We start from the raw sequence: 14,974 nt of genomic DNA on the forward strand, positions 1-14,974 counted from the left end.
CTGATGGCAAATCCACAGGTAAATTCAGGTAACCCAAGAGTTGACATTGAATATCGCCGGAAAAAAAGCGCTGAAGAAATGAGATATCAAGTTATTTCTTTTGCTTTAATGATATTCTTGACTTTAATTGCTTTTGCAGCAGTTGCTGTTAAAGGGTTTACAGCTTGGTTTACAATACCATTTATTATTCTTTTAGCTGTTGTTCAAGTCATATTTCAGCTCTATTATTTCATGCACATGAGCCATAAAGGGCATGAAGCTCCATCATTATTCTTGTATTCAGGGGTACTAGTAGGAGCAATTACAATTTTAACATTTACTACCATTATTTGGTGGTAAGCAAAATAAAAAGAAAATCGGCTGAAAGGCCGATTTTCTTTTTATCATGTTATAATGATTATAATATTGTCATTCTTGGCTTTAAGGTAGAACAAGAGGGTATACTAATGGATGGCTTTTTAAAAATATGTTGAGGTGATTTTCGGTGCTTACATTAGATATTTTTGGATTCAAAGCACTATGGAGCCCGTACTTTTTATCAATTTTAATTGCATTATTGGTTGGTTATTTTTTAATTACGATTAAATTTAGGAGCAAGTTTAATGACAGCGAGCCTTTAACTAGAAAGCAAGCAGTGTACTTTGTATTATGTATTAGCCTTTTATATACCATTAAAGGTTCGCCACTTGATTTAATGGGTCATTTGATGTTTTATATCCATGCCACCACAATGATTTTGTTAGTGTTTCTTGTTGCACCATTGTTTGTATTAGGGATCCCGCCATGGCTTTGGAGAAAAGTGTTAAGTCTTAAAATAGTAAAACCTATTTTTAATCTTGTAACAAAGCCAATTTTGGCACTTTTACTTTTTAATGGATTATTTTCTTTGTATCATATTCCAGTTATTTTTGATCATGTAATGCAAAATGGATTTTTCCATGCTGGTTATTCGATATTGTTATTTTCTTCCGCGGTTTGTTTGTGGTGGTCATTAATATGCCCGCTTCCGGAACTAAAAGGAATAACCGGATTAAAAAAAGTAGGGTATCTTTTTATAAACGGAATATTATTGACACCCTCATGTGCATTAATTATCTTTGCAGATCATTCATTTTACGCGACTTATTCTGACCCAAATGTATGGGGGAGGGTAATGAGTTTATGTGTCGGATCTTCGACCTTCGAGGGTTTAAATCTAAGTGGACCCCAACTATTTAGTTCCATGTCATTAGTGGATGACCAACAGTTAGGCGGAGTTATTATGAAGGTTCTTCAGGAAATCATTTTTGCTTTTGTATTAGGGCATGTATTTTTTGAATGGTACCGCAAAGATCAAGCTGAATCTGAGGCAGAACTAAATAAAACTTTAAAGCCAACCCTTGTTGAATAAAATCTCCCTGCCCCAATGGGAGATTTTTTTCTGAATTTAACCAATTTAGCTTTATGTTTGAAAAAGAATGTGAAGTACTTTAAAATTGCATTAGAATAATTAAAAAGCGAGGAAGCTTAAATGTCCTTACCCATTTTACCTACGATTAGTACGTCCTTTATCATTCTAAGTGCCATAACAATGGCAATTGGCTGGCGGCAAATAAAACAAAAACGAATTGATGCCCATAAAAAAACAATGACACTTGCGGCCATATTTGCTCTTATTTTCTTTATTATTTATGAGTCAAGAACAGTGTTTATCGGAAATACATCCTTTGGCGGTCCTGATAATATTAAGATTTACTATACAGTGTTTTTAATCTTTCATATTACTCTTGCCACTTCGGGAGCAGTATTAGGCCTTATTTCTATAATAACTGGCTATAAAAATAAACTTAAAGTTCATCGCAAACTCGGACCTATCACATGTATTGTCTGGTTTTTTACGGCCATCACCGGTGTAGCGGTCTACCTATTATTATATGTATTTTACAAGGGTGGAGAAACTACCTCTTTAATCAAAGCAATTCTCGGATTTTAAAAAAAAGACGCATGAGCGAATCATGCGTCTTTTTTTATTCAGCAAACTTTTCTATTTTACCTTTAATTTCTTCTAAAGTTTTTTTACATTGGTTTACAAGGCCGCTTGGGAAGTTTTCACCTTCACCATATTCTACTCCGTGTGGATAATAATATTTCCCTAGTAATGGTGTCATCAATTGAATAGTAGCTTTGTGCGAGCCAACGTCTCCCTGGGTGGCATAACCAAACACACGCAAGTAGAAAATGCCCTCTTTTAATTCAAATTTACGATCATATGTAACACGTTCATAATCCCATTGGCCTTCACGTACTAAGCCATGTTCATCCATGACCTCATCCAAGCGGTTTAAATCAGCTTTAAATTTTTCGATTCCAGTATTTTCGAATTTCACTTTTGAATTCCCTCCTAAAAACGTGCCATTACCCCTATGTTACATTATTCGGTATTATAGCAGATTTAATTCAATTTAATAATAGTTGAATTTGTATCAACTTGCAATGAATTCATTTACAGAATAATTTAATCTCTATGGGGAATTCTATATTATTGTTAAGAATTTTATTATTGTAGGGGGTATTTGATATGGAAAAAATTCGTGAAATAATGACCGACAAGGTAGAAAGCTGTTCCTTACTTGATAATGTATATGAAGTAGCAGTTAAGATGAAGGAATTAAATGTTGGGGCCATTCCCATTGTAGATAACGAAAAGCTTGCCGGAATGATTACGGACCGTGATATCGTTTTACGATGTGTTGCAGAAAAACATCCTGCTTCATCGAAAGTGGAAGATATAATGAGTAACGATTTAATTACGGTTTCACCTGATGCTTCCAGTAGAGAAGCAGCTAAATTAATGGCGGAACATCAAATTCGCCGCCTTCCTGTTGTAGAAGGCGATAGGCTAGTAGGAATAGTATCACTTGGGGACTTCGCAATCAGGGATTTAACAGACGATCAGGCAAAACAAGCACTTACGGAGATTTCAGAATCAAATTATAATGGAATGCAGCATTAAAAAACAAGAAAACAGGTGCCCTTGGTACCTGTTTTCTTGTTCTTAATGTTACTATTCTGTTAAGATGGTGTATACATATTACTTAAAAAGATATAGATGATATAATTAATTTATCTATATTACATAGAAAAGTATTAGAGAGGGTGTTGGCCTCTGCGAACACTTATACGAATTCTTGTTGTCTTGGCTCTTTTCTTATCCATTGGTTTTTATATAAGTGTAAAAGACGATAACAGTGATGAGGTTTTAATAAAGGACCATCACACTTCAGAAATGAGTCCGACATTACCGAAAAATCCAGATATAAAGCAAAGTAAAATCTCTCGGGAAAGGCCAAAAGAAGGACTATCCCTGCTAATTGGGAAAAAACTATCGGCTTTGGAAAAAGAACTTGGAAAGCCGCAGCGAATTGACGAATCAGCCTATGGTTATCAATGGTATATTTATAACTCAGATTATTCCCGCTATGTGCAAGTTGGGGTTGAAAATAACCGAATCGTAACAGTCTATGCAATTGGTAAGAATTTGGATGTTGCACCATTTGAAATTGGCCAACCAGTGGAGGAAATCTTTAATACTCAATATATTGATGCCAATATTGAAATTGATCAAGATGGGAACTCTTATCGGTTTGAATTGAATGATACAGATTTAAATATACGGCCAATCGTCCAATTAGGAAATGTGTATGTACAACTCTATATTGATAAATTCACAGGAAATCTTTCAAGTGTTCGTTTTCTTGATGCTGATACCCTCATTAAACAGCGTCCTTATGAGCTTGTTTATCGTGGGAAATTAATTGAGGCCGATGAACCAAGTATTGAAATGTGGAGAAAGATTGAAATAGGAGAAGAGAAGCAAATTTTCGACCTTACAAATGTTTTAAGGGTAAGACATGATTTAAAGCCGCTATTGTGGGATGAAAAAACTGCCAAGGCTGCATACGGCCATAGTAAGGATATGGCTAATAATAATGATTTTTCCCATACATCAAAGAAATTTGGCACCCTTTCCGACCGGTTAAAGTCAGCTAAGGTTGTTTATCAAGCTGCGGGGGAAAATATTGCTGCTAATTATATTGATGGACCAGCCTCAGTTGAAGGCTGGCTAAACAGCAAAGGACATCGTGATTCCATGTTAAATGGAGACTTTTCCCATATTGGTGTAGGAGTATACCAAAAGTATTATACACAGAACTTTATTCAAAAGTGGAAACAATAAAAACAGCGGTTTGTTGAGGCCGCTGTTTTTTAAATTCTTTCAAAATGACTAAAGACTAATTGGCTGCTTTCCCAACAGCCGTATACTTTTAGAAATTCACCCACCTTAAAGGTCTCAATCGTTGTTGTTTTGGTTAGCGGAGTCATTTTTTTAACTGTGATTTGCTGGGATTTTGTTTGCAGCTTTATCTCCTGGACAAAAATATAGCGATGATAATAATAGCGCTGTTTTTCCTCATAAATACTCTTAATTTCTCCAACTGCAACGGCCTCTTGACGGATATTTTCAAGCGCAAGCCATTTAGTATCTTGTTCCTTCATTTCTTTTTTAGTGATCAAATAAAAGTAAAGAAGGATAACAGGGATTACAATGGCGGTGACCATATGTTGGACCCCCTAAATATTATTTCTTTATAACAAAAAATGTTCCGGTTGCATGGGCAATTTTTTTACCATCATCGCGATGGACTTCACCGGTGACGACCAGTGTTTTATTTCCTTGGTGGATAATCTCAGCGTTACAGCGAAGACTTGCCCCAATTCCAGGAGCAATGTAATGGATATTCAACTGATTGGTTACGGCACCATATCCTTCTGGAAGAAGGTAATTTGCAAGTGTTCCCATTGCTGTGTCAAGGAGCGTTGCTGTTATTCCACCATGGACAATATCAAACGAATTGTTTAGAACCGGGTTTAATGGAATCGTTATTTCACAGGAGTTTTCATCAAGCTTACTATCCATATGAAAAAACTGATCGATAAAAGATAGTTTACCTACATTAATTTTTCTTTGCAAAACCTCTAAAAAATGGGCAATGGCAGTGATATCATTTTCAGTACCATTTTCTAAACATGATTCTAATAATGTGTATAATTTGTCCTTCATCTTTATACCTCTTTCATTTCATTTCAAGAACATCTTACCACTTATAAATAATTTAAGCATCATTAAGTCTTTCACACATTTTATTTTCTGACATATCGTAATATAGGCATGAAGTCGGCAGAGGTGAAAAAAATGGCTCAAAAAAAACTACATCCATCTGTGGCGAAGTTTAAGGAATTTGTGAAGAATAATCCTAAGATGATCCAAGAGGTACGGAAGGGTAAAACCACCTGGCAGGAATTGTATGAGGATTGGTACTTGCTAGGAGAAGAGGATGCACGATGGGAGAAAATTGGAAACGATAAAAATGACTTGTCTGAAAAAACAGAGGAACAGGAAACAAATACAGAAAAAAAGGGGGACTTGATATCGAATATAATGGGAATGGTGAACAAAATGGACCCAAATCAAATTCAAAACCACATTAACAACTTAAGCCAAGCAATTGGTGCGATTCAAGGTGTTTTATCGCAATTTCAAGGGAGTAACGGGGCAAAACCGCCTGGAAAACCGCAAGAAGGGCCAATAAATCCTTTTACATTTCGAAAAGATTAAAAGGAAGGATTTTTAAATATGCGTAAAGACGTCCTAGAGTATTTAGGTGGACAAAAAGAGTTAAAGCAATTTATTCGGGAGCAGCCGCTCTGGTACCGAAAACTTGGCAGAAACCCTTATGACATACAATCATTAGAAATCGCCTCATTACACTATTATAAGAAAACAATCCCACATCAAGTGGAAAAATTCTCAAACAGTGTACAAATGGCTTCAATGATGTTGAATATGTTTCAGTCGATGAAAAATCAAGGGTAATCAAGACCACATAAAAAATTTATGTGGTCTTTTCATTTCCTTGTTTTATTTAGATTAAAAAACAACAAGGAAGCGAACAATACAGGAAAGGAGTGATGGGATTGAAAAGGAATTTTTGGATGCTGACCCTTTCCATTTTTGTAATTTCCATTATGACAGGATGTCAAAACGATGTGCCCAAGCCGGAATCAAATTCAAAAATAATACCAATTGTACAAGCTAGTACATATAAATTTGATTCTAATTCTGAATTAAACCAAATTTCTGATGAAAAACCTTCCTTATTTGTTCAATACAAATCAAGAGGGACCAATGTGATGGTGGAGTGTATTTTAACTGGAATTAGTTTTCGAGAATCTGACAGTTCAAAAGAAAAACTTGGGAAGATGGTTGTGTGGGTCGATGACAGGAAATATCAAGAGGTTTCCACAGCGGCGTTTATCGTTAAAGGACTTTCACCGGGAAATCATAAAGTGAAGCTTGAGGTAATTGATTTAAATAATCGACCATATGGATTAACGAAAGAATTCATGGTAAATATCCCTAAGTAAAAAGGAAAATTTCGCTTTCTCCTATCGTTCGTGTTAAAATATGAGTGGAGGTGGGCGACATGCTTGCTACATCTGAGCGAGTTGAATTAGAAGAATATGCAGAAGAATTGGCTAAAATGATTTTAGAATCTGATGTTGTTGAACAATATCAAATTTCCTTATATAAATTGCGGCATAATCGGGAATCACAAAGAAAAATTAAACGGTTTATCCGCGTAAAAGATCTATATGAAGAAGTACAGCGCTTTGGTAAATATCACCCTGATTATAAAAAGATCATGACAGAAGTCCGTGAATATAAGCGGGAAATGGATTTGGATCCGCTTGTAGCAGATTTTAAGCTGGCAGAAAATGATTTGCAGGCTCTTTTGGACGATGTTAGTGTCTTAATCGGTGGATCTGTCTCAGAGCATATTAAAGTGCCAACAGGGAATCCATTTTTTGATACGGGACATAGCTGCAGTGGTGGCTGCAGCAGCGGCAGCTGTGGTTAATGGGATTAGAATCGGCTAAGGGAGCCGATTTTTTTATAGAGATAAAAAATTCGACTTTGAGAATTGTCTAGCTCCAGCGCCTAGCCCCTCGAGGGAAAAAATGAACTGCTTTTTTCTTAGGTTGCTTCGGTCCTGTCGATGAAGTCAAAGAACGACTTCACCGCCAGGACCTCCAGCACTTGTCGGGGCTGACCGAGGCGCTTCCGCTTTTCTAATTACAGAAAAGTTTGAATTGAAAAATACTGATTTGATATGCTAGACTAATTAAAATGATGGTTTGTTGAAGGGGAAAAAAGTATGTTTGTACAAAGACAAGGTTTAGTTATTTGGCTTTACTCATTAAAACAAGCCAAAATGTTACGGCGATTTGGGAATGTCCACTATGTTTCAAAAAAACTAAAATATGTGGTTTTGTATTGTAATCAAGAAGATTTAGAGGGAATTATGGAAAAGTTAAGTTCCTTTTCCTTTGTAAAAAAGGTCGAACCCTCCTATAAACCTTTTTTGAACAAGGAATTTGAAAATTCGGCTCCGGACAAGGCAAAAGAATACGACTATAAAATGGGAATTTAAAAAGGTGAGGGCAGCTGCCCCCACCTTTTTAATGTAAAGGTAATAAATAATGATTTAATCGTAAGATCCCGATTAAATACTGATAATAAAGTTCTTTTTCATGGAATATCGTGGATGGTTTTACTGAGAGCTCATGAATTGTTTTGTTAAGCATTTCTGCTGTTTGGGCAAACAAACCATAGCGTTGATTCGCCAAAAAATTTGGATTTGGAATCCCTTCTCGGCAGATATATATGGCTTGGAATTTTCCAGGGTCTGTTGGCTTCAACACAACGACTAAGGAGGTTACCTGCTTCTCGTCGATGGTTGTATGTAAAGCCATCATGTGCATAAGACGATGCTGATTTGCTTTGGCAAGCTCTATTAACTCATATATATCAGAAAAACCCTCACCTAATTCAATAAAGCGCTGGATCAATAATCTGACTCCCCTTTTTTTTAGACTCAACAATACTTTATCATTTTGGGTAAAAATAAAAAACCCCGCAGAAATAAATCTGCAGGGTCCTTCTATATCCTTAACCAAGGATAGAAGGCAAAGGGAGAGGAGAAACCGGAGGAAGAACTTATGGGGAAACGTAAGTCTTCTCCGCGGTTGGCAACAACATCCTCGAATTGATGTTGTTAATAACATTATCCCCACAACGAAAAAGCTTATACACGTTTTTTTATTTTTTTCTATTATGATGTTGAAATGATTAGATATTTGGCTAGTTTATTCAATTATGGTAGGATAGGGGAAGAAAAATGATTTTTTAAATAAATGTGGTGATAGTTCTGAGAGTGGTTTCAGGTATTTGTAAAGGTAGACCCCTTAAAGCAGTACCAGGAAATACAACAAGGCCAACAACAGATAAGGTGAAAGAAGCCTTATTTAATATGATCGGTCCTTATTTTAACGGTGGAATCGGACTAGATTTATTTGCAGGGAGCGGCGGTTTGGGAATCGAAGCACTAAGCCGAGGCTTGGATAAAGTGATTTTTATTGATCGTGACGCCAAAGCCATTCAAGTGATTCGCGAAAATGTTAAATCGTGCAGCTTTGATGAAAAAATCGAGGTATATCGAAATGATGCTGAGCGCGCATTAAAAGCGCTTATAAAAAGAGAAATCCGTTTCGATTATATCTTTTTGGATCCACCGTATAAAAAGCAGCAACTTATAAACTTAATGCAAACAATTGTAGAAGAGAACCTTTTGAGTGAAGACGGGATTGTTGTTTGTGAACACAGCCACGATGTAGAGCTTCCGCAATCAGTAGGGGCCTTAACACAAATAAAACATGAAAAATATGGGATTATTACGGTTACGATTTATTCGTTAATCTGTGAGTGAGTGATAAGGGGGAGTCTTTTTGGCTAGCATAGCCGTTTGTCCAGGGAGTTTTGATCCAGTTACATATGGCCATTTAGATATTATAAAGCGAGGGGCCAAAGTTTTTGACCAGATATATGTTGTAGTGTTAAATAATTCTTCTAAAAATCCTCTATTTACAGCGGAAGAACGCATTCACTTGATTAAGGAGGTAACAAAACATATACCTAATGTAGTTGTCGATGAATTTGCCGGTTTACTTGTTGAATACGCGAAAAGCGTTAAAGCAAATGCCATCATTCGCGGCTTGCGGGCTGTTTCCGATTTTGAATATGAGATGCAAATTACTTCAATGAACAGGGTCCTTAATGAAGAAATTGAAACATTCTTTATTATGACTAACAACCAATATTCCTTTTTAAGTTCTAGTATTGTAAAAGAGGTAGCCAAGTACAATGGAAAAATATCCGAACTTGTGCCTCCATATGTTGAAAAAGCTTTACATGCAAAATTTTACAAACATGAATAAAAAAAGCCGGGCATAAATAGTTATGTCCGGTTTCTTTGTAATCTAAAAAATAAGATGACCGTATAAAGTGCAAGTGAAAATATCGTAATTAGCGGTCCAGCCTCGATCATTCGTTCGTAAAAGCTATGCATCCAAGAACCTTTTTCAAAAAATCCAACAGGCACGGAACTGGTTGGATGGTCGGTTTGGTAAAAACGGAGGTAAACTGGCTTCCATAAGAGATAGGCAAAAATACTTGCGAGTATACCATGGATAATACGCGCTATGAAAAATGGCTGAAAGCGAATATTTGCCTGGGCTAAAATACTTGCAACCTGTGCCTGAACACTGAAGCCGCTAAATGCCAGGATAAAACTTACCATCATGGTCTGTTGCAAAAGAGGTGCATCCTGTACTTGGCTTGTCAGCTTGCTTCCTAGTGTAAGTTCAAATATTCCAGAAATAAGAGGAATACTTAAGTTTTCCGTAAAGGAAAACACGGAAAGAAGCATTTCAACAGCTTTAGCTAAAATCGCAGTAATATGTAAATGATACAGCAGTGTGTTTATGACTGAAAATAGGATAATAAAGCCACCAATCATTAACAAGGTTTGAATGGAGGAGTTAACGGCATCGCCAAGCATTTTTCCGATTGGGCGATTATCCTTTAACCTAGTACGATGCAGGGTGGAAAAGGCTGATCGGATGATGAATTTACGCTTTTGTTCATCCTGATGACTGCCATTGTCCTTACCGTAAAAACGCATTATGATACCAACACAGATATTCCCTAGATAATGAGCCAAGGCCAGTATGATGCCCAATTTGGCATTATTGAAAAACCCTACAGCAACTGCACCAAAAATAAATAATGGATTCGAAGAGTTCGTGAATGAAACAAGCCGCTCTGCTTCAATTTGAGTCAACTGGCCTTCCTGGCGCAGGCGAGCTGTAAATTTGGCTCCGGCAGGAAACCCGGAGGCCATCCCCATCGCCCATACAAAACCTCCCACACCTGGTACGCGAAAAACAGGCCGCATAAGGGGTTCCAATAGGACCCCAATAAATTTAACAACTCCAAAGCCGATTAGCACTTCAGAAACGATAAAAAAGGGCAGGAGGGAAGGGAAGACAATTTCCCACCACATCTTGAGACCACGGACTGAAGCTTCCAAGGACTCCTTCGGAAAGCTGATAAGTGAGGCAGCTAGTATGGTAATTAATATGGATAAGACAATCGTTTTAACTTTTGAACGAAACACGAAGGGGACCTCCTTCCTTGGGGTAACAGTAACTATGCATTTCCCCCGTATCAATGATAAAATAAGAAATATTCACGCAAGTGTCCTTTTACTACTCGTCCTCATATAAATCAAATATACTCATAGTTCGAGAAATTAGACCATAAGATTGAACGAGATTTCACTTTTGCGGGTGAGTGAGGTGGTAACTTTAATGGTACAGCCTAAAATAGGGTTAGCACTTGGATCAGGCGGAGCACGCGGGTTTGCGCATTTAGGTGTGATCAAAGTAATGGTGGAAGAGGGTATCCCGATTCACCTGATTGCAGGAAGCAGCATGGGTGCCCTAGTGGGGAGTTTTTACGGTGCCGGTATAGAAATGAATCGATTATACAAACTTTCAACAGCTTTTAAGCGAAAGTATTTTTTAGACTTTACTGTTCCAAAAATGGGGTTTATTGCAGGAAAGAAAGTGAAGGATTTTGTCAGGGTATTTACGCACGGAAAAAATATTGAAGATTTATCCCTTCCAATTGGAATTGTCGCAACTGACCTTTTAACTGGAGAAAAAGTAGTGTTTCAAAATGGTCCTGTTGCAGAAGCCGTTCGGGCTAGTATCTCAATTCCGGGAATTTTTGTTCCGGAAAGGTACAAAGGGAGAATCTTAGTAGATGGGGGTGTTTCCGACCGTGTACCTGTATCGGTTGCAAAAGATATGGGTGCGGATATCGTCATTGCCGTGGATGTCTCGATGGTGAAACGAAACGCTGAAATCACATCGATTTATGACGTGATTATGCAAAGTATTGATATCATGCAGACTGAAATTATTAATACAAGGGAGATTGCCGCGGATATTATGATTCGTCCTCCGGTTGAAATGTTTAGTTCACGCGCATTCACCAACATTGAAGAGATTATTAAAGCAGGAGAAGAAGAATTTAAAAAACATATTCCTCAAATTAAACAGGTTATTGAGCAGTGGAAGGGGTAAAAAGTGGAATGCGTAAGAAAATATATATCAGTGCTTTATTAATTATAGCGATTGTGTTAATTGGAGGTTTGTTTTATACACTCCCCTTTTATGTAACAAAACCGGGGATGGCCAAAGAACTTCATCCTATAATAAAGGTAGAAGATGGATACAAGGAAAAAGGCAACTTTATGTTGACAACAGTTAGGATGGGAAGAGCAACAATCTACTCCTATCTAGAAGCAAAAATAAAAAAATATGAAGAACTCTATCCAGTAGAACAGGTTTTAGATAAAACCGAGACAGATGAGGAGTATAATGCAAAACAGCTCTATCTCATGGCCCAATCCAAATTAAATGCAATTGATGTTGCGTACCGAAAGGCAGGCCTTCCGGTAAATTACAAATATAAAGGAATCTATGTGGTTGATGTCGTTCCGGGAATGCCGGCGGATGGCAAGCTTCAAGCAGGTGATCGGATTTTTAAGGTTGATGGTCATCAGTTCCCTTCCTCAGAAAAATTCATTGCCTATGTAGGTGAAAAAAATAAGGGTGACCAAGTTACCTTAACATTTATAAGAGATAAAAAAACAAAAACAGCCAAACTCAATGTCCAGCAGTTAAAAAAGCAGCCTAATCGAGTGGGAATCGGAATTTATTTAGTTGATGACAAGGAAGTAAAGGTAGATCCACCTGTTGAAGTAAAAACGGATGAAATTGGCGGTCCTTCAGCTGGATTGATGTTTTCACTCGAAATCTATAATCAATTAACAAAAGAGGACTTGACGAAAGGTTATCAAATAGCAGGAACTGGTACCATTGATGTGGATGGGACGGTTGGTCCGATTGGGGGAATTGAACAAAAAATTGTAGCAGCAGATAAAGCAGGAGCGGAAATCTTCTTTGCGCCTAATGAAAAAGGTGCAAAAGATTCCAACTACCGGGCAGCTGTGAAAACTGCCAAGGATATCAAAACAAAAATGAAAATTGTACCGGTAGATACATTTGATGATGCCGTTGCCTACTTAGAAAAATTGCCTCAAAAGTAAAAGACGGTGCATTGCACCGTCTTTTACTTTACTATGATCGGAGTTTGTTTATATTCTTGCTGGATGAATTCATTTCTTAGGTCCATAGGTATGCCAAATGCATAGATTTGTGCTGCTTTGATATCAAGCATAATTTCTTTGTGCTTATAGGAAGATAGTTTTGAAACGAGCGGGAGCTTAAGCTCGGATTTCACTTTGTTTAAGTATGTTTTTCCTTTTTGGGTCATCCCTAGTAATCTTAAATAGTTTGCACCTTCAGGTTTGCTCATTTCTTCTTTTCCTGCATTCGTTAAAATATGTACGCAAATTCGTTGCAGTCTTGTCCATGTATAACGCTTAGTTTTGACTTTTTCCATGAATTCCTGAAAACTGCCTGCGGTTAATGCAGCAGCTTTCAGCCGATTTTCAATTCCTTCTTCAACCTCATAAATATTCCTAAGCTCTTCTGGGGTGCACTGTATCAGTCGAAATTGTAGATAGCTCCAATAATTTTCCCATTGCTGAAACCCCCCATAATGATTGTAATACTCCCTTAATAATTCAGTCGTTGGGTCTGGGACATACTGGTCGATATTAAATGTTCTTTCATCAGTTGAAAATAGGGCTTTACGTATACTTGTTGCACTCGCAATCGTTTCAGAAGCAAAATGCTCATCATGGTAATTGGCATTCTTTCGGGCAATGGTTAGCGGTTTTATTTGACTATTCATTTTTTTTATAGATTTTATATACTGAAATCCCAGGATGTTATTTGGTTTTGTTAAGTTTAATAAACCTTCTGTTTCAGTAAAATCTTGAAAGGAAAGGGATAATGCCTTTGGATAGCTAACACCCGATTTAATATGTCTCCTTACATTCTCATCAAAGATTTCTTGATGCTCTTCCAAAAAGTCAATGGTCTTTAAAAAGGAGGAAATGTCGCCGCTTTCACTTCCAAAACAAAAAGATTCACAATGAACCGCATCTAATATAGAAACTGCCCCATCAGCAAAAAACTCTGCATTTTGAGTAGCAAATTGATATGGAAGCTCAAATACGAGGTCTACTCCCCCGGATAAAGCCATTTTCGTTCGGTACCACTTGGAAACTAGTGCAGGCTCTCCTCTTTGCAGAAAATTTCCGCTCATTACTGCAATCACAATATCAGCATTCGAGGTTTCTCTTGCTGCTTGGACGTGAAAAGCATGTCCATTATGAAAGGGATTATATTCGACAATTACGCCAACAGCTTTCAATGTTTTCTTCCTCCTGTTTTTTTAAAAATTTATGTATATATTATAACGAAAACGGAAGGGAATAGCTTTGTATTCCCTCATGTTATAATGTCCTCTCAATTTTAGTCGTGATCATCCCATTCATACCCATTCCAGTGTCCATTCCATTCATACCCGTTCCAATCATGTCCATTCCAGCCATTTCCGTTCCAATCATGTCCGTTGTGGTGAAATCCATAATAATATCCAGGGTAACCCATGTGATAATAAGGCATACCCGTCCCTAAATAAGGGAATCCGCCATAGTAACTTGCACCAATTGGTACAGTTTGATAAGGTTGTTGTGGAAAATACATATTTACATCACCCTCTTTCTAGTTTACGATATACCCTATGACAATTTATTTTACTAAGAGCTTATCCCCCTACCAAATAGGTAATTAGACAATATAAATGTTTGTAAAAAGTGCAAGTGGATAAACTTATAAGTAATTGCTTACTAAAGGAATATAATTTGATGAAATCACCTTTCTAGGTGTAAAGAAAAAACATTGACAAAAATTTAATCGAAGGCTATAATTACCTTTGTTGCCTTGGGGTGATTCAATTGAAATGGACATTAAGCCAATTACAAAAATATCGAAACAAGGATTTTCCGATTGATGAAACGATTCGGGTTGATGAGATTAAACAAGATGATCCTACGATCCGAGAGGTATCTCCAATGCATATTACCGGCAGGGGAGATATTGATTCAACGAAAGTGACCTTTCATTTAAAAATCGAAGGTTATTTAATACTTCCTTGTTCTCGTACTTTAGTGGATGTGAAGCTTCCAATTAATGTCGAAACATCTGAAACGTTCCTCTTACAGACTTCGAATTATGAAATGGAAGAGGAAGCGCATCAAGTAAAAGGGGATTGTATTGATTTAATGCCAGTCATTAGAGAAATTCTTTTACTTGAGATTCCGATGCAGGTTTTTTGCGAAGATGTCACTAATGAAGATGCTGCGCCACAATCCGGTAAGGATTGGGAAGTGATTCATGAAGAGGATCAATCGAAAAAAATTGATCCAAGACTAGCTGGACTTGCTAAGTTTTTTGACAATGACAATTCTTCCGAATCATAATCGGCAAAACA

At 37.1% G+C, this 14,974-nt stretch carries 22 protein-coding genes; 15 read left to right on the forward strand and 7 right to left on the reverse strand.

Features of this window, described 5'->3' with window-relative positions; all coding sequences use genetic code 11:
- The first annotated feature begins 3 nt into the window (after positions 1 to 3).
- The 3 genes from ctaF (at position 4) to ACFQZ9_RS05980 (ending at position 1,972) form a co-directional block, all read left to right on the forward strand.
- A complete protein-coding gene (ctaF, locus tag ACFQZ9_RS05970) occupies positions 4 to 339 on the forward strand; it encodes a cytochrome C oxidase subunit IV family protein (RefSeq protein WP_498942748.1) in 336 nt (111 codons plus the stop codon).
- Between the two features lie 145 nt (positions 340 to 484).
- Positions 485 to 1,390: a cytochrome c oxidase assembly factor CtaG gene (gene ctaG / locus ACFQZ9_RS05975; protein WP_198311109.1), complete on the forward strand. Its 906-nt coding sequence runs from the start codon at positions 485 to 487 to the stop codon at positions 1,388 to 1,390.
- 120 nt (positions 1,391 to 1,510) lie between these two features.
- Entirely contained in the window at positions 1,511 to 1,972 is a 462-nt protein-coding gene (locus ACFQZ9_RS05980; RefSeq protein WP_198311110.1) for a DUF420 domain-containing protein, read from the forward strand.
- A 34-nt stretch (positions 1,973 to 2,006) separates the two neighbouring features.
- Here the strand turns inward: ACFQZ9_RS05980 and ACFQZ9_RS05985 are convergent, their stop codons facing one another.
- Positions 2,007 to 2,366 (reverse strand): YugN family protein, encoded by a 360-nt coding sequence (locus ACFQZ9_RS05985; RefSeq protein ID WP_133332550.1) that lies wholly within the window; start codon positions 2,364 to 2,366, stop codon positions 2,007 to 2,009.
- A gap of 191 nt (positions 2,367 to 2,557) precedes the next feature.
- Between ACFQZ9_RS05985 and ACFQZ9_RS05990 the strand changes: the two genes are divergently transcribed.
- Positions 2,558 to 2,992: a CBS domain-containing protein gene (locus tag ACFQZ9_RS05990; protein ID WP_498942749.1), complete on the forward strand. Its 435-nt coding sequence runs from the start codon at positions 2,558 to 2,560 to the stop codon at positions 2,990 to 2,992.
- Positions 2,993 to 3,175: 183 nt separating this feature from the next.
- Positions 3,176 to 4,216 carry a CAP domain-containing protein gene (locus ACFQZ9_RS05995; RefSeq protein WP_498942750.1) on the forward strand — a complete coding sequence of 347 codons (1,041 nt, stop codon included), beginning with the start codon at positions 3,176 to 3,178 and terminating at the stop codon, positions 4,214 to 4,216.
- A gap of 29 nt (positions 4,217 to 4,245) precedes the next feature.
- On the opposite strand, the gene ACFQZ9_RS06000 is transcribed toward ACFQZ9_RS05995, so the two are convergent.
- Positions 4,246 to 4,599 (reverse strand): regulator of G-protein signaling domain-containing protein, encoded by a 354-nt coding sequence (locus ACFQZ9_RS06000; protein ID WP_498942751.1) that lies wholly within the window; start codon positions 4,597 to 4,599, stop codon positions 4,246 to 4,248.
- 19 nt (positions 4,600 to 4,618) lie between these two features.
- Positions 4,619 to 5,101, reverse strand: coding sequence for a PaaI family thioesterase (locus ACFQZ9_RS06005; RefSeq protein ID WP_198311113.1), 483 nt, complete (start codon positions 5,099 to 5,101; stop codon positions 4,619 to 4,621).
- 132 nt (positions 5,102 to 5,233) lie between these two features.
- Between ACFQZ9_RS06005 and ACFQZ9_RS06010 the strand changes: the two genes are divergently transcribed.
- The 5 genes from ACFQZ9_RS06010 (at position 5,234) to ACFQZ9_RS06030 (ending at position 7,532) form a co-directional block, all read left to right on the forward strand.
- Positions 5,234 to 5,656, forward strand: a complete 423-nt coding sequence (locus tag ACFQZ9_RS06010; RefSeq protein ID WP_198311114.1) for a YlbD family protein — start codon at positions 5,234 to 5,236, stop codon at positions 5,654 to 5,656.
- An 18-nt stretch (positions 5,657 to 5,674) separates the two neighbouring features.
- Entirely contained in the window at positions 5,675 to 5,914 is a 240-nt protein-coding gene (locus ACFQZ9_RS06015) for a YlbE-like family protein (RefSeq protein WP_198311115.1), read from the forward strand.
- A 101-nt stretch (positions 5,915 to 6,015) separates the two neighbouring features.
- Positions 6,016 to 6,465: a DUF6130 family protein gene (locus ACFQZ9_RS06020; RefSeq protein ID WP_198311116.1), complete on the forward strand. Its 450-nt coding sequence runs from the start codon at positions 6,016 to 6,018 to the stop codon at positions 6,463 to 6,465.
- 59 nt (positions 6,466 to 6,524) lie between these two features.
- Complete coding sequence (locus tag ACFQZ9_RS06025) at positions 6,525 to 6,959, forward strand: YlbF/YmcA family competence regulator (RefSeq protein ID WP_198311117.1); 435 nt, start codon at positions 6,525 to 6,527, stop codon at positions 6,957 to 6,959.
- Positions 6,960 to 7,256: 297 nt separating this feature from the next.
- Complete coding sequence (locus ACFQZ9_RS06030) at positions 7,257 to 7,532, forward strand: YlbG family protein (RefSeq protein ID WP_026574767.1); 276 nt, start codon at positions 7,257 to 7,259, stop codon at positions 7,530 to 7,532.
- A 28-nt stretch (positions 7,533 to 7,560) separates the two neighbouring features.
- On the opposite strand, the gene ACFQZ9_RS06035 is transcribed toward ACFQZ9_RS06030, so the two are convergent.
- The gene (locus tag ACFQZ9_RS06035) at positions 7,561 to 7,950 is read right to left on the reverse strand and encodes a DUF7147 family protein (protein ID WP_198311118.1); all 390 of its coding nucleotides are present in this window, start codon (positions 7,948 to 7,950) and stop codon (positions 7,561 to 7,563) included.
- Between the two features lie 359 nt (positions 7,951 to 8,309).
- Between ACFQZ9_RS06035 and rsmD the strand changes: the two genes are divergently transcribed.
- Both rsmD and coaD read left to right on the forward strand, forming a co-directional pair.
- Positions 8,310 to 8,867 carry an RsmD family RNA methyltransferase gene (gene rsmD / locus ACFQZ9_RS06040; protein ID WP_498943593.1) on the forward strand — a complete coding sequence of 186 codons (558 nt, stop codon included), beginning with the start codon at positions 8,310 to 8,312 and terminating at the stop codon, positions 8,865 to 8,867.
- 19 nt (positions 8,868 to 8,886) lie between these two features.
- Positions 8,887 to 9,375 carry a pantetheine-phosphate adenylyltransferase gene (coaD, locus tag ACFQZ9_RS06045; RefSeq protein WP_198311119.1) on the forward strand — a complete coding sequence of 163 codons (489 nt, stop codon included), beginning with the start codon at positions 8,887 to 8,889 and terminating at the stop codon, positions 9,373 to 9,375.
- A gap of 20 nt (positions 9,376 to 9,395) precedes the next feature.
- Here the strand turns inward: coaD and spoVV are convergent, their stop codons facing one another.
- Complete coding sequence (gene spoVV, locus ACFQZ9_RS06050) at positions 9,396 to 10,616, reverse strand: sporulation integral membrane protein YlbJ (RefSeq protein WP_498942752.1); 1,221 nt, start codon at positions 10,614 to 10,616, stop codon at positions 9,396 to 9,398.
- Positions 10,617 to 10,809: 193 nt separating this feature from the next.
- Between spoVV and ACFQZ9_RS06055 the strand changes: the two genes are divergently transcribed.
- Together ACFQZ9_RS06055 and ACFQZ9_RS06060 are read left to right on the forward strand one after the other, a co-directional pair.
- The gene (locus tag ACFQZ9_RS06055) at positions 10,810 to 11,589 is read left to right on the forward strand and encodes a patatin-like phospholipase family protein (protein ID WP_198311121.1); all 780 of its coding nucleotides are present in this window, start codon (positions 10,810 to 10,812) and stop codon (positions 11,587 to 11,589) included.
- A gap of 8 nt (positions 11,590 to 11,597) precedes the next feature.
- The gene (locus ACFQZ9_RS06060; protein WP_498942753.1) at positions 11,598 to 12,617 is read left to right on the forward strand and encodes a YlbL family protein; all 1,020 of its coding nucleotides are present in this window, start codon (positions 11,598 to 11,600) and stop codon (positions 12,615 to 12,617) included.
- Positions 12,618 to 12,640: 23 nt separating this feature from the next.
- Here ACFQZ9_RS06060 and ACFQZ9_RS06065 read toward each other — a convergent pair whose 3' ends face one another.
- Together ACFQZ9_RS06065 and ACFQZ9_RS06070 are read right to left on the reverse strand one after the other, a co-directional pair.
- Positions 12,641 to 13,852, reverse strand: coding sequence for a tRNA(Met) cytidine acetate ligase (locus tag ACFQZ9_RS06065; RefSeq protein ID WP_498942754.1), 1,212 nt, complete (start codon positions 13,850 to 13,852; stop codon positions 12,641 to 12,643).
- Between the two features lie 101 nt (positions 13,853 to 13,953).
- A complete protein-coding gene (locus ACFQZ9_RS06070; RefSeq protein WP_198311124.1) occupies positions 13,954 to 14,187 on the reverse strand; it encodes a hypothetical protein in 234 nt (77 codons plus the stop codon).
- Positions 14,188 to 14,438: 251 nt separating this feature from the next.
- Here ACFQZ9_RS06070 and ACFQZ9_RS06075 point away from each other — a divergent pair, with 251 nt between their 5' ends.
- Positions 14,439 to 14,963 carry a YceD family protein gene (locus tag ACFQZ9_RS06075; protein ID WP_198311125.1) on the forward strand — a complete coding sequence of 175 codons (525 nt, stop codon included), beginning with the start codon at positions 14,439 to 14,441 and terminating at the stop codon, positions 14,961 to 14,963.
- The last annotated feature ends 11 nt before the right edge of the window (positions 14,964 to 14,974 follow it).

Origin of the sequence: Neobacillus sp. GCM10027624 (genome assembly GCF_042675345.1) — a bacterium.
GTDB classification, from domain to species: Bacteria; Bacillota; Bacilli; order Bacillales; family Cytobacillaceae; genus Neobacillus; species Neobacillus cucumis_D.